The organism is Paenibacillus mesophilus (assembly GCF_005938385.1).
Classification (GTDB): domain Bacteria; phylum Bacillota; class Bacilli; order Paenibacillales; family NBRC-103111; genus Paenibacillus_AB; species Paenibacillus_AB mesophilus.
This window is the reverse complement of the sequence record NZ_VCRA01000032.1, coordinates 47502-62532: the sequence shown is the minus strand read 5'-3', so window position 1 is coordinate 62532 and position 15031 is coordinate 47502. Positions and strand designations below refer to the sequence as shown.

Annotated in this window: 6 protein-coding genes; 3 read left to right on the top strand and 3 right to left on the bottom strand. The window is 56.9% G+C overall.

Annotation, left to right across the window (positions count from 1 at the left end; translation table 11 throughout):
* The first annotated feature begins 166 nt into the window (after positions 1 to 166).
* Together addB and addA are read left to right on the top strand one after the other, a co-directional pair.
* Positions 167 to 3724: a helicase-exonuclease AddAB subunit AddB gene (gene addB / locus FE783_RS32025; protein ID WP_138883473.1), complete on the top strand. Its 3558-nt coding sequence runs from the start codon at positions 167 to 169 to the stop codon at positions 3722 to 3724.
* A 178-nt stretch (positions 3725 to 3902) separates the two neighbouring features.
* On the top strand, positions 3903 to 7904 hold the full coding sequence (gene addA / locus FE783_RS32020) for a helicase-exonuclease AddAB subunit AddA (protein ID WP_138883472.1): 4002 nt from the start codon (positions 3903 to 3905) through the stop codon (positions 7902 to 7904).
* Between the two features lie 120 nt (positions 7905 to 8024).
* Here the strand turns inward: addA and FE783_RS32015 are convergent, their stop codons facing one another.
* From FE783_RS32015 to FE783_RS32005, 3 genes are all read right to left on the bottom strand, one after another.
* Positions 8025 to 9830: a putative bifunctional diguanylate cyclase/phosphodiesterase gene (locus FE783_RS32015; RefSeq protein WP_138883471.1), complete on the bottom strand. Its 1806-nt coding sequence runs from the start codon at positions 9828 to 9830 to the stop codon at positions 8025 to 8027.
* Between the two features lie 291 nt (positions 9831 to 10121).
* Positions 10122 to 12029 carry an FAD-dependent oxidoreductase gene (locus FE783_RS32010; RefSeq protein WP_138883494.1) on the bottom strand — a complete coding sequence of 636 codons (1908 nt, stop codon included), beginning with the start codon at positions 12027 to 12029 and terminating at the stop codon, positions 10122 to 10124.
* Positions 12030 to 12153: 124 nt separating this feature from the next.
* The gene (locus FE783_RS32005; protein WP_138883470.1) at positions 12154 to 13053 is read right to left on the bottom strand and encodes an AraC family transcriptional regulator; all 900 of its coding nucleotides are present in this window, start codon (positions 13051 to 13053) and stop codon (positions 12154 to 12156) included.
* A gap of 171 nt (positions 13054 to 13224) precedes the next feature.
* Between FE783_RS32005 and FE783_RS32000 the strand changes: the two genes are divergently transcribed.
* Positions 13225 to 14994 carry a glycoside hydrolase family 35 protein gene (locus FE783_RS32000; protein WP_138883469.1) on the top strand — a complete coding sequence of 590 codons (1770 nt, stop codon included), beginning with the start codon at positions 13225 to 13227 and terminating at the stop codon, positions 14992 to 14994.
* Positions 14995 to 15031: the final 37 nt, after the last annotated feature.

Genomic DNA, 15031 nt, shown 5'->3' with positions numbered 1-15031 from the left:
GAGTTAGGCGGAACAAAGCGATACGGATAGTATAGCACAACCGTACGGGCAATCGTCGCTTCCCGCGGATCATCCATTCGATACCGGCCATGGCGGACATTCCGGCAAAAATATGCTAGAATACTAGAATAAGATAAGAACATTTGTTTTCGTACAGGAGGCCCACATGGCGATCCGTTACATACTCGGTAGGTCCGGCAGCGGGAAGACGAAACGCTGTCTGGACGAAATCAGACATATTCTGCGGCAGGAGCCGGAAGGGCCGCCGCTTATATTGCTCGTGCCGGAGCAAGCTACTTTTCAGGCGGAGCACGCTCTCGTTTCTACGCCCGGACTCGGCGGTACGATCCGCGCCCAGGTGCTCAGCTTTCGGCGGCTTGCCTTTCGTGTCATGCAGGAGGCCGGCGGAACGGCGCGGGTCCATATCGACGACAGCGGCAAAAAAATGTTGCTGTACGATATTTTGCACAAATACGGAGACGAGCTGCGGCAGTTCCGCGCAACATCCGATCAGTCGGGGTTCATCGACAATCTGAACCGGATGTACGGCGAATTTCGCCGTTACTGCATTACCCCGGACCGGCTTGAGCAATTTGTCCGGAATGCGGAGCAAAGGCAAGAGCCGGGCGGCGCGTTCGGCTTGCCGACAGACAAGCTGCACGATTTGCTGTTCGTGTACAAAAAGTTTGAGGAGAAGCTGTCCAGCCATTATCTCGATTCGGAGCATTTGCTGACAAAGATGGCCGAGCTGATGGCGGAATCGGCCTACATTCGCGATGCACGGGTGTGGATTGACGGTTTCTTCGGCTTTACGCCGCAAGAGATGCAGGCGATCGGCGAATTGATGCGGTGCTGCCGTCAAATGACCGTCAGCTTGTGCGTCGACCGCGATTACGAGTCGGGAGATACGCCGGACGAGCTCGATTTGTTTCATCCGACCGCGCGGACTCTGGTTCGGCTGAAACGGGTCGCGGAGGAGCGGCAAGCGGAGCAGGAGAGCGTCATTATGCTCGAAGGGCGGCCGCACCGTCATGAGCGGAGTCCGAAGCTCGCACATTTGGAGCGGTCGTTCGAATACAGAAGCGGCCGGCCGTTCAGAGGGGGAGAGGCCGCCGGCGAACGGGAAATCGTCATAGCGGCCGCCGTGAACCGCCGCGCGGAAGCGGAAGGAGCCGCGAGGGAAATCGTCCGTCTCGTGCGTGACGAAGGCTGCCGGTGGCGGGACGTAGCCGTTATGGTGCGCAACCTGGAAAGCTATGGCGATTTGCTCGCCGTCACGTTCGCGGATTACGGAATCCCGTTTTTTCTCGATCAGAAGCGATCGGTGCTGCATCATCCCGTCGTCGAGCTTATCCGCTCGGGACTCGAGGTTGTCGCCGGACGATGGCGCAACGATGCGGTATTCCGCTGCATCAAGACCGAGCTCTTGTTTCCGCAGGAACGGACAGACGATCCCGGGAACGCTTCACGGCTGAGAGACGCGATGTGCAGATTGGAAAATTATGTGCTCGCTGCAGGCGTTCAAGGCTCCCGCTGGACGGAAGCACGAAAATGGACGTACCGGGTAGGCTCGATGCTGGACGACGTGCAGGAAGGAACGGGCGGTGGTCCCGACGAGTCGTTCTATTTGGAAATGGACAGGCTTCGCCGCATGATCGCGAAGCCGCTTTCGGAGCTGGAGGCCGGGCTTCGCGAGGCGGACACGGTGCGCGGCATGGCGGAGGCGCTGTACCGGTTTCTGGAGCTGACGAAAGTGCCCTCCCGGCTCGAAGCATGGAGCCGTGAATGTTTGGATGCGGGAGCTCCGGAAAAAGCCCGCGAGCATACGCAGGTATGGGGAAGCATCGTCGACCTGCTCGATCAGATCGTCGAAATGCTAGGCGGCGAAGCGATGTCGCTCGACCGTTTCGCTGGAATTGTCGAGGCGGGTCTAGAAACGGTCCGGCTCGGACTCGTGCCGCCATCGCTCGATCAGGTGCTGATCGGTACGATGGACCGTACCCGCTCGGGCGCTGTCCGGCACTGCCTCGTGTTGGGCGCGAACGACGGGATTATCCCGGCCAAGCCGGACGAGAGCGGCGTGCTGTCGGAGCCGGAGCGGGAACGGCTGATCGAGGCCGGTCTCGAGCTCGCGGACGGCAGCCGCCGCAAGCTGATGGACGAATCTTTCCTCATCTACATAGCGCTGGCAACGCCGGCGGAATCGCTGTGGGTCAGTTATCCGCTCGCCGACGAGGAAGGCAAATCGCTGCTTCCTTCGGAGATCGTCAAACGGCTGAAGACGATGTTTCCGGCGATTCGGGAACAGCAGCTGTTGACGGATCCCCAGATCGGCGATTTGAGCCCGTCCGGCGATCCTTATGAATATGCGGTCAATCCGGATAAGGCGCTTTCCCATCTGGCGGTACAGCTGCGCCAATGGATGCGCGGCACGCCAATCGCCGAATCGTGGTGGGACGTCTACAATTGGCTCTGTTCGAAGCCCGGACATAAAGAGAAGCTGCGCCGCACGCTGCGTTCTTTGTTTTATACGAACCATGAGCCGCCTTTGCCCGAATCGGTCAGCCGAGAGCTGTACGGCGATCTGCTGCGGGCGAGCGTGTCGCGGATGGAACGATTCGTGTCGTGCCCGTTCTCGCAATTTGCATCCCACGGGCTGCGGCTGGCCGAGCGACGCGTTTACCGGCTCGATGCTCCGGATATCGGACAGCTGTTCCATGCGGCCCTCAGCCGGATTGCGCTGGAGCTTCAACGCGAAGGCGCGGATTGGGGCTCCTTGTCCGCCGAGCAATGCTTCGAGCGTGCGGCCAAAGCGGTCGACGAGCTGGCGCCGCGTCTGCAAGGGGAAATCTTGCTCAGTTCGAGAAGGTACGGCTATATCGCCCGCAAGCTGAAGCAAATTATCGGACGGGCATCCGTCGTGCTCGGAGCTCATGCGCGCAGCGGACAATTCGTGCCGATCGGACTGGAGGTCGGATTCGGGCCGGGACAGCCGCTGCCTCCGCTCGAGTTCAAGCTGGACAACGGCTGCAGAATGGAGATCATCGGGAGAATCGACCGGGTGGACCGGGCGAGCAGCGACAAGGGCGTCCTGCTGCGCGTCATCGACTACAAATCGAGCGATACGGCGCTCAAGATGGCCGATATTTTTTACGGAATGTCGCTTCAGATGCTCACGTATTTGGATGTCGTCATTACGCATGCCGAGCACTGGATCGGTACACCGAGTCTGCCTGCCGGCGTACTTTACTTTCATGTACACAATCCGATGCTCGTACGCAAAAATACGCTGACTCCCGAAGAGGCGGAGGCGCAGCTGCTGAAACGGTTTAAAATGAAAGGACTTGTTCTCGAGGACGAAGAAACGGTGCGGTTGATGGACGGATCGTTCCGGGAACGGAACGGCCATTCGCAGTTGATTCCCGTCGCGCTCAAAGCGGACGGAAGCTTCTACAAAAATTCCTCCGTCGTATCGGAGCGGCAATGGGACGGGCTGCGGGGATATGTAAGAGGCATGATAACGCGCATCGGCCAGAACATAACGGACGGACAGGTCGATATCCGGCCGTCGCGAATGGGCCCGAAGCTCGCTTGCGCCTATTGCCCGTACAAGCCGGTATGCCAGTTCGAGCCGCTGTTCGAGGGCAATGACTACAATAGAATGCACCGGATCGATAAAGAGCAGGTATGGCAGGCGATCGAGAGCGGCGCCGTGCCTTCGTAAACGGCCGGCTCCACTTTTGGGGGAATTATTGAGGGGGCTCCCCGATAGTACTTGGAGTAAGTATCGGAGGTCAGCTTCACTTTCGGGGGAACTATTGAGGGGCTCCCCCAAAAGTACTTGGAATAAGCAGCGAAGGCCGGCTCCACTTTTGGGGGAATTTTTGAGGGGGAAGTCTTGCATGAGTAATGAAGCGTACAAAACGGAACAACGTCCGCCGAGGGCGGCCAAGCCGGAGGGCAGCACATGGACGGACGAGCAGTGGGAGGCTATTCGGCTGCGCGGGTCCGACATCCTTGTAGCGGCCGCTGCGGGTTCGGGCAAGACGGCCGTACTCGTCGAACGAATCATACGGCGCATAACGGATGAGCGTGACCCGGTCGACGTCGATCGTCTGCTCGTAGCGACGTTCACGAACGCCGCCGCCGGGGAAATGCGGCAGCGCATTCGCGAGGCGATCGAGAAGAAGCTCGCCGAGCAGCCGGCTTCCGAGCATTTGCGCCGGCAGGTCGCGCTCATTCACCGTGCTTCGATTACGACGCTCCACTCGTTCTGTCTCGATGTCATCCGCCGTCATCATCAGCGCATCCGGCTCGATCCGGCGTTCCGCATCGCGAACGAGACGGAAGCGGAATTGATGCGGCAAGACATTTTGAGCGATTTGCTGGAGGATCAATACGGGAACAACGGGGAAAACAGCGCGTTTTGGCGGCTGGCGGACGCCTTCGGCGGCGAACGGGGAGACGACGCGTTGTTCCGTCTTATTCAGCGGCTTTACGATTATTCGCGCAGTCATCCGTGGCCGGACCATTGGCTTCTGGATACGGCAAAAAAATTCGAACCGCAGTCTGACGATGCGGCAGAACGGGAGGGCGAATCCGATCCATGGCGGCGGACGCTGATCGCCGACGTCAAGCTGGAGCTGCAAGGGATGGCGAGCTTATTGGACGAAGCTCTTCGCTTGTGCGACAGGCCGGGAGGTCCCGTTCCGTATGCGGCCAATATAAAAGACGATCTCGTTCAAATCGTCGGAGCGGCTCATGCGGCCGACCGATCGTGGGAGGCTCTGTTCCTCGCCTTCCGGGAAACTTCGTTCGGAAAGCTGAACGCATGCCGCGGAGCCGACGTGGACAAGTCGCTGCAGGAGCGCGTCAAACAGCTTCGCGACAGGGTCAAAAAGCAGTTTGGCGACATTCGCGAGGAGCTGTTCGAGCGATCCCCGGAGCAGTATACGGCGGAAATGGGCGAAATCGCGCCGGTCGTACGCAAGCTTGCGGAGGTCGTGATCGAGTTTGGAGAGCGGTATAAGCTGAAAAAGGCGGAGAAAGGGCTCGTAGACTTCTCCGATCTCGAGCACTACAGTCTGGAAATATTGAGGCATCCGGATTCCGCCCCGGGACGACTCCTGCCCTCGGACGCGGCGGAGCAATACCGCGAGCAGTTCGTGGAAATATTGTTGGACGAATATCAGGATACGAATACGGTGCAGGAAGCGATTGTCGGCCTTATTTCCCGCCCGGCCCCCGGGAACCGATTCATGGTCGGGGACGTTAAGCAGAGCATATACCGGTTCCGGCTGGCCGAGCCCGGCTTGTTTATGGAAAAATACAGGTCGTTCGGTCCGGCTGAAGCGGAAGATCCGGAGGATGGCCGAAAGATCGATCTGGCGCGCAACTTCCGCAGCCGTCAGCAAATCGTCGACGGCGTCAACTTTATTTTCAAGCAAATCATGACGGAGCGGGTCGGCGAGATGGATTACGACGAGGCGGCGCAACTCGTCTGCGGAGCCGCATATCCGGATAGTCCGAACGACATGGCGGTAGAATTGGCTATCCTCGATCGGGGGAGCTCCGCTTCGGACGAGGAGGATACGGGAGCCGAGCGGAATGACGGAGATGAACAGGAGGAATCGGCTGACGCGGCGGCAAGCGCTGCGGGGACGAATCTGGAGCAGGAAGAGCAGCAGACGGAAACGGCGCAGCTGGAAGCGCGGTTCATCGTATCGCAAATTCGTCGACTGGTCGGGCTGGATGGCCATCCGCCGTTTCAGGTGTTCGATCGGGGAACGGGCGGGTTAAGACCGGCGATGTTTCGGGATATCGTCATTTTGCTGCGAGCGACCTCCCAGTGGGCGCCTGTCTTTATGGATGAGTTGAGAGCGTCGGGCATTCCCGGCTATGCCGATTTGAATACCGGTTATTTTACCGCCACCGAAGTGGAAATCATGCTGTCGCTGCTGCAAATCATCGACAACCCTTACCAGGATATACCGGTTGCCGCCGTACTTCGCTCGCCGATGTTCGGATTGACGGCAGCCGAGCTGGCGCAGGTGCGAATCCGCGGCAAAAACAAGCCGTTCTATGAAGCGGTATTGGCGTGTTTGTCCGATGAAGGAGCGGCGGAAGCGGATGCCGGTAATCGCTGGGACGGCAATGAAGACGGTCTACCGCTCCGATCCAAGCTCTTGTCTTTCCGCGATAAGCTGACGGGCTGGCGGGAAGAAGCCCGTCAAGGCTCTTTGTCTCAATTGATATGGAACGTATACCGCGAGACCGGTTATTACGATTTTGTCGGAGGGATGCCGGGAGGCTTGCAGCGTCAGGCGAACTTGCGGGCGCTCTACGACCGGGCCAGACAATATGAAGCGACGTCGCTGCGCGGCTTGTTCCGTTTTTTGCGTTTCGTGGAACGCATGCGGGACAGCGGAGCCGATCTCGGAGCGGCACGCGCGCTCGGGGAGCAGGAGGATGTCGTGCGCATCATGTCGATCCATAAGAGCAAAGGGCTCGAGTTTCCCGTCGTATTCGTCGCCGGGCTGGGCAAGACGTTCAATCAGACCGATCTGAACGATTCGTTTCTGCTGCACAAGGAACTGGGCTTCGGCCCGATGTTCGCGGACCCGGTGCAGCGTGTCGCCTGCCCGACTTTACCGATGCTTGCTATCCGCAGGCGGATGAAGATGGAGATGATTGCCGAGGAGTTCCGGGTCCTATATGTGGCGCTTACCCGTCCGAAAGAAAAAATGGTGCTCGTCGGCACGGTTCCGTCATTCGAGAAATCGGCGCAAAAGTGGAGCCGCATGCAGGAGGAAGCCGACTGGCAGCTTCCCGCACACGAAATGGCGCGAGCCCGGTGTTACCTCGACTGGCTCGGTCCGGCTCTCGTTCGTCATCCGGATGCTCCGGCGATCCGCTCCCAAAGCGGTGAAGGAGATTCGTATCAAGTTCCGTCGATCATGGCGGAAGAGCCGTCCAGATGGAACGTCGGGATTCTTTCATCATTAGGTTACGCCCAAGCGGCCGCAGCCGTGGAAGTTCGGTTCGCGGACGACCGTATGGAAGCGGTCGCGCAGCTCAAGCCGGTTACGGGAGCGGGGAAGGAAGCGGAGGAGAAAGCGGGCGAACGATTGGATATGCGGTTCCATTGGACGTATGGCTTCGGACAGGCGTCAGGCTTGTTTTCCAAAACATCCGTATCCGAGCTCAAGCGGCTGAAAGACCGTTCGTTCGGACGGGAAGATCCGGAGGCAGCGGAATGGGCGGGAGTTGCGCCGAATCCGGACGGGGATGAGGATGGCCGACAGTCCGCTGCCGGGAGCAGAGCTTCCTTGCACGTATTGGCGAAACGGCCCGGCTTTCTGGGCAAGCAGGAGATGACGGCCGCCGAGCGCGGGACGATTTACCATGCGGTTATGCAGCATTTGCCTTTGGAGCGCGAAGTCACGGAAGAGGTCGTCCGGATCACGCTCGACCGGATGGTGTCGCGTCAGCTGATCGCCCCCGAGCATCGGGAAGCGGTTGATGCGGCGGTGATCGCTTCCTTTTTCCGCGAAGAGGTCGGCCGACGGTTGATTGCCGCCGACAAGGTGTACAGGGAGGTGCCTTTCAGCTATGGCCTCCCGGCAGAGGAAGCTTATCCTGGGGCGGAAGAAGCGGTCCGCGGCGAAACGGTGCTCTTACAAGGGGTTATCGACTGCTTGTTCAAGGAAAACGGAGAGCTCGTGCTGCTCGATTACAAAACGGACGCCGTTTCCGGCAGCCGATTGAATGTGCTGAAAGAACGGTACGGCATCCAGCTCGGATTGTATGCCAAGGCGATCGAGCATATATGGCGGCGGCCGGTTAAGGAAAAGTTGCTTTATTTCTTTGATGGCCCCCATATGGTGCGGGTCGGCGGAAGCTGAGGCTGTCATGCAAAAAGTCCCCGGACGGGGACTTTTTGCATGACAGAGTTTATAATTTTCGGGGTCTCCGCAAAGTAATTGGAATAAGCTTCGAAGAAAGGCTCCACTTTGTGGGGTTATCTAAAAATCCGGTGATAACACCAAATCTTTCTCGGTCATATTCAGCTTGTACCACTCCTCGAACGTTTCCGGTGGCATCGGCTTGCCGAACAAGTAGCCTTGCGCTTCATCGCATTTGTGCTGCTGCAGGTATAAATATTGTTCTTCCGTCTCTACGCCTTCCGCGGTAACTTTCAGTTTCAGCGTTTTGGCCAGCACGATAATGGCGTTTACGATAGCCGCATCGTCCGGATCTTCATGAATACCGCTGATGAACGAACGGTCTACCTTCAGAGCGTCAATCGGAAATTTTTTTAAATAGCTGAGTGAAGAGTAGCCGGTCCCGAAGTCGTCGATCGATATTTTGACGCCCATTTCCTTCAGCTCGCGCAGCATCAGGATGTTGCGGTTGACGTTTTGCATGGCCGCGGTTTCCGTAATTTCCAGCTCCAAATATTGGGGCTTCAGTCCGGCTTGGCGCAAAATGCGGCCGATTACGCCCGGCAGATGCTGCTGCCGGAATTGGAGCGGGGACAAGTTAACGCTGACGGACAATTCGTCCATCCCCTCGTCCTGCCATTTCTTTATCTGAACGCACGCCTTGCGCAGCACCTGCTCGCCCAGCTGGACGATCAAACCGGTTTCTTCCGCGAGCGGGATGAAATCGAGCGGCGGAATGACTCCCAGACTCGGATGCTGCCAGCGAACCAATGCTTCGACGCATACGACTCTTTCCGATTTCGTATGGATGCGGGGCTGGTAAAATACGAGCAGCTCGTCCTTCTCCAGCGCCTTGCGCAGCATCGCTTCCATGGCGAACCGTTCGATCTGGGCTTCCGTCCTCTCCGGAGCCAAGTAGTACTGAAAGTTGTTGCGTCCCTGCTGCTTGGCCCGGTACATGGCCGCTTCGGCGTTTTTCATGAGCATTTCCGGAGTCGTGCCATGGGTCGGGTACAGGGCGATGCCGATACTGGTCGTCGTATAGATTTCATGCGGGCCGAGAAATATTCCTTCCCGCAAACATTCGAACACGGCGCTGCACACTTGATTGGCATCGTCCGCGCTGGCGACGTTATGAACAAGCAGCGCGAACTCGTCGCCGCCGAGACGCGCAAGCAGAACATCTTTGTCGATGTTCGAGCGGATTCGTTCTGAAACCGTTTTCAGCAGCAAATCTCCGGTCTCGTGTCCCATCGTATCGTTAACATGCTTGAACTGGTCGAGATCGAGAAACAGAACGGCCAGCCCTTTATTTCTCGTGCTGCGCTTGCCCAGCGAAGCCGTCAGCCGGTCTTTGAACATTTCCCGGTTGGGCAGTCCGGTGAGTGAATCGTAGAAAGCCATTTTCACCAGGTTGTCCGACGTTCGGCCGACCAGTATGATCATGACGATCATTCCGAGCACATTCATAACCGTATCGAGCGAAAAAAAATAGCTGCCTTGAACAACGGTGAGCAGGAGAATCTCACCAACGGCCAACGCACATATGACGAGAGCGGTCCGCCTGCCCAGCTCGGAAGCATATAGCGGCAGCAGAAAAAGCAGCAGCCATGTCGGGCTGACGCCGGGTCGCCAATCGGGCAAAACGTACACCATCGTGATGATCGCCATATCGATAAAGACGATAACGGCCAGACTAGGTATGCGCAGCAGCTGGCTCAAATCTCCCACTATATAGGCCCGATGGACAAGGAAGGCGGTAAACACCAGGGACAAAGCCGCGAGCGTAAGCAGCACGAACTGCTTCTGGCTAATGAAAAGAAGCAGCAGCACGGCAGGTAAAATGAAATGTCCGATAGCAAACACTTTTGCGTTTTTATGATTCATGCTGCTAGCTGCACCCCTCGCGAAGGTTGGAATAGGTATGACCGCTCGTACGGCAATACTGGAAAAATGTTCTTTGTCGAATCTTCATCCAGTATACATGATTTTGTTGGGGGATTCTATGAAAAATCGTCTAAATTTGTCGGATTAACGAGAAATATCGGAGAGTTACACCGGTTAAGCCAGCTGGATAAGGAACGAAAACCGTTTTCGCTTTTCCAATTATCGCTTAAAGCGCCGCAAAAAGTAAAACCCGTGCGTCAGCGAATGAAGCGCTTCGACACGGGTTTCGAATCAGACGAGTGCGGGCTGCGGGACATCTTTCAATATTTGCTTGGCCACGATGCGGGCGCTGGAGAAAGCCCGTTCGGCCAGCTCGCCTTTCCCGGTGCAGCCGTCGCCGCAAAAATAAAACGGAACGTTCTCCAGACGGTTCGGGAGCAAAGCGTTAGTGGCGATATTTTTGACGCTTGCCACCATCGCCTTCTTGGAAACGCGCTTGACGGCTATCGATTCTCTCCAGCCCGGGTAATGCTTGTCAAACAGCCGCTCCATTTGTTCGGTACGCTGCTCCAAGTATGCCTTGCGCTCCTCTTCGGTCGCGAACTCGTCATTCAGGTATGCGATGCCCTGCAGCAGCTGTCCGCCTTCCGGAACGAGCGTGTAATCGGTAGCCGATACGTCGCTGATGAACAGCTTGTTGTTCATATCGCTGATGTACGAGAACGGACGCGCGACGACCCGGCTCAAACCGACGTCGTAAACCATCACTTCCGTCGCCGTATTCGACTCGTAAGGGGCAAGGAACGGCTCCCAAGCGCTTCCTTTGAGCAGCTTGATCACCTGCTGTACCGGCATGGCGAAGATGACGCGATCGAAGGCAAGCTCGCGGTTTTTCGATTTTAAAACAAATTTGCGGTCCTCGTAACGGATCGTCTCGATCCCTTCCTGCAGGGCGATTTCCCAATGCCCGGACAGCTCGATCTTCTCTCTCAACTGGTTCGTGATGACTGCCCAGCTGCCGAGGACATAATTGACCGGACGCGAGGAAAGGAACAGGTTATGGTAATATTCCGCGATAACCGTCCCCGGAACGCGGCGGGCATCTTCCGGAGTAATGAAGAAGTTGGAGCAGACCAGATGCTCCCATAGCTCCTTTACGTCTTCGTCCGCGTTGGAATCGGCCAGGAAATCCCCGAGCGTGCGGTAGTTTTTCATTTGGTGGTTGTTGGCCATGATGGCCGTAATTTCACCGACGAAGCGTACTTTTTGCATCGTGCTGAGCAGCTCGGTTTTCATCAGGTTGACGAAATCGAGCGGCGCGGGGGTAACCTGGTCGTGCTTCTCGTACATGACCTTCCGTTTGTCGACCTGTTTGCTGCTGAACGACAAGCCAAGCTCCTTCTCCATCGTCGTCAGCTTGTGCCGATCGATGCCGTAGACGGCATGGGCTCCATAGTTCAACGTAAAGCCGGCTTTCTCGTAAGTGAAGGCGCGGCCGCCCAATTGGGGGCTTCTTTCAAACAGGACGCCTTCCACGCCGGATTCCTCGGACAAATAGGCTGCCGCGGTCAACCCGGCCAATCCTCCTCCGATGACGGCTACTTTCATGGGTGGGTCCTCCTTTTGTTTCGGGGTGACCGAGAGCGGTCCCACCGGTTCGTTCGTACGCAATCCTGCCCACAGCAGGGAAAATTCGGTGCGGATCATCTGTTCCAAGTCGCCGTCTTCGTTCAAGCACCATTTCGAAACGATTCCGTTGTAGACACTGATGAGCAGCGCAGCCTTGTTCGGATCGGGCAGCCATCGCTGGAGTGCGGTAAGCAAATACTCCGACAACTTCCGCTGCTGCCGGTTCAGCTTATCGTTTTGCATGCTCAGCGCCGTAAAGCTGCGTACCAGCCGGGGATAAGCGCTCAAATTAGACGCTAAGTCCAAAAACAACCGGTTGATATGGCTTTCGAGCGATTGCACTCGAGCGGGGGAACGTCTGCTCCACTGCTCGATGATGGCGTGCTGCCGCTCGCCGACTTCCGCAACGATGTCTTCTTTGCTTTTGAAATAATGGTAAAACGTACCCTTCGAGGTGTGCGTGGCTGCGATAATATCGTCTACGGATACGCTTTCGTACCCTTTCTGCATAAACAGGGCGAGCGCCGTTTCGATGACGAGATCCCGTTTTTTGCGGGTGGAGGGGCGCATGATATTCACGGACAATCGACCTCCGGGAACCGACTATGGTGATATTGTAACGCATATTAGACCGATAGTCTATCGGCGAATAGACTATCGGTCTAATTATTTGCCATTCGATTTTCTGGGGAACCTATTCGTGTTTCGGACGGTACTGAAGAGGAGACAGGCCGGTCCACCGCCGGAATTGGCGGGAGAAGTGGCTTAGCGACCTAAAGCCAAGCTCCAGGGCGATGTCCTCGATCGACATGCTCGTCGTGACGAGCAAAAATTTGGCCCGGCTTTCAATCAGTTGACTGACGTACCGGCGGGGCGATACGCCGTATACTTTGGTGAACGTCTTGGTGCATTGGCTGCGGCTGATGTGCAGCTGTCCGGCTATCTCGGCGATTGAATGCTCCGCGGGCGAATGAGCCATCCGCACCAATCGTTCCTCGACTGCATGGGCGATGTCCGTTTCCATTGACGATGAGACCGGAAAACTTTCGTGATCGGGGGTAACCCGGAAGACGGGACTGTTGTCAGCTATTTCTTTAATGATGAGCAGGACGTACGCCTGCAGCTCGATTCGCGGTCCCGGTCCGATCCGTCCGGGCGGAATCGCTTCCGTTGCATCGCGCGGCTCCATCGTCAGGCTGTCCGTCAAGATGCGCTCGATTTGCCGCATCAGACCGGGGAGCTGCGTCCGTTCGGCATTCGCGCGGGGCAGCAGCCCGTAATCCGCGGCGCTCAGCTTCTTGCGAAGCTCCGGGTCGTCGACATCGAAATGGATATTGAAAAAGGCGTATGGCGAGTCGGACCGGTTGTCCGTTCTATGCTTGACGCCCGATTTGATCAGAAGCCAGTCTCCCGTCTCCAATCGGACCGTACCCCGGTTTACATGCTGAAGCGCTTCGCCGCTGAAGCTGTACATCAGCTCGAACAAATGGTGATGATGGTTCGGGTACGACCATCCCGGCGGCTTGACGTTGAAGCCGCAGCCGGTTATTTGCAACGTGCTGGTCATATTCGGAAAATATACTTGGATGTCCACGCAGCTTCACCCGCACATTCCGCTATAGTCATGATTCAACATTATAAGATGACTTGCATATCGGCACAAATGGTCAAAAAAACGGACGTTATGAGCATGGTGTCGAATTCATCGTCTAGTTATGATGGAGCTAGAGAACGAACAATACGCGCGCGAAAGGTCGGGTTGTGAATGGTACGCTTGGAAGTGAAAGAAGGACAATTTTACTTGGGAGATAAGCCGCTCAAAATTATCGCGGGCGCGATTCATTATTTCCGCACCGTTCCCGAATATTGGCAAGACCGGCTTCTGAAGCTGAAGGCTTGCGGTTTCAATACGGTGGAGACGTACGTCGCCTGGAATTTGCATGAGCCTAAGCCGGGCGTTTTTTGCTTTGAAGGGCTAGCCGATTTGGAACGGTTCATCCGGACCGCAGGCGAGCTCGGCCTATTCGTCATTGTGCGGCCCAGCCCGTATATTTGCGCGGAATGGGAGTTCGGCGGCTTGCCGGCGTGGCTTCTAGCCGATTCGGATATGCGGCTCCGCTGCTTCCATAAGCCTTTTCTGGACCGGGTGGACGCCTATTACGACGTGCTGATGCCGAAGCTAAAGCCGCTGCTGTCCACGAACGGCGGACCGATTATCGCGGTTCAGATCGAGAACGAATACGGCAGCTACGGCAACGACAAGCGATACTTGGACTATTTGAAGCAAAGTATGTCCGATCGCGGCATCGACGTGCTGCTGTTCACCTCGGACGGTCCGACCGACTCGATGCTGCAGGGGGGCGCGCTGCCTGGCGTACTGGCTACGGTGAACTTCGGATCGCGAGTCGGGGAAGCGTTCGCGAAGCTGCGCGAATACCAGGCCGACGGGCCGGTCATGTGCATGGAATTTTGGAACGGCTGGTTCGATCATTGGGGCGAGCATCATCATACGAGGGATGCGTCCGACGTTGCTCAGGTATTGGAGGAAATGCTCAAGGAGAACGGATCGGTCAACTTCTATATGTTCCATGGTGGCACGAACTTCGGATTTTACAGCGGTGCGAACTGTCCGGCGCCGGACCAATACCAGCCGACGATTACGAGCTATGACTACGACGTGCTGCTCACGGAAGCGGGGGACCCGACGGACAAGTACTATGCCGTGAGGGACATGCTGTCGCGCTATATCGACATCCCGGAAGTCCGCCTGCCCGAGCCTGCGAAGAAGCGGGCTTACGGGAGGGTTCGCATGAGTGGACAGGCGGATTTGTTCGCCAATCTGAACGTACTGTCGGAGCCGGTTTTATCCGTTTGTCCCGAGCCGATGGAGAAGCTCGGACAAAATTACGGCTTCATCTTGTATGAGACCCGTATATCCGGCCCCCGGTCGTCGCATCAGTTGAATTTGCAGAACGTAGCCGACCGGGCGCTCGTCTTTATAGACGGACGGTATGCGGGCGTGATCGAGCGTTGGAACCGGGAAGCGAAGGTCAGCTTCGAGGTGCCGAAGGAAGGCGTCACGCTCGGCCTATTGGTCGAGAACATGGGCAGAATCAATTACGGCGCTTACTTGAAGGATCGCAAAGGCATTACGGAAGGCGTCCGTTTCGGGTATCAGTTTCTGTTCGATTGGACGATCCGCCCGCTGCCGCTGGAAAATTTGTCAGGTTTGAACTATGACGGTCTGCGCCAACAGGAGACGCCGGCGTTCTATAAGGCGGAGCTCCAGGTGGACGAACCGGCGGATACGTTTCTTTATATGGACGGATGGACCAAGGGGATCGTCTGGATCAACGGCTTTAATCTTGGACGTTATTGGAGCATCGGGCCGCAAAAAAGTTTGTATGTCCCCGCCCCGCTGCTTCGCAAAGGCGGCAACGAAATCGTCGTTATGGAACTGCACGGTACGGTGGCGCCCGAAATCGAGTTTAAGGCGGAGCCGGATTTGGGCAGCACGGTGCCACCTCAGAAATGAGGACAGGCGGTTTGAAATATGAAGGAATGAAAACCTG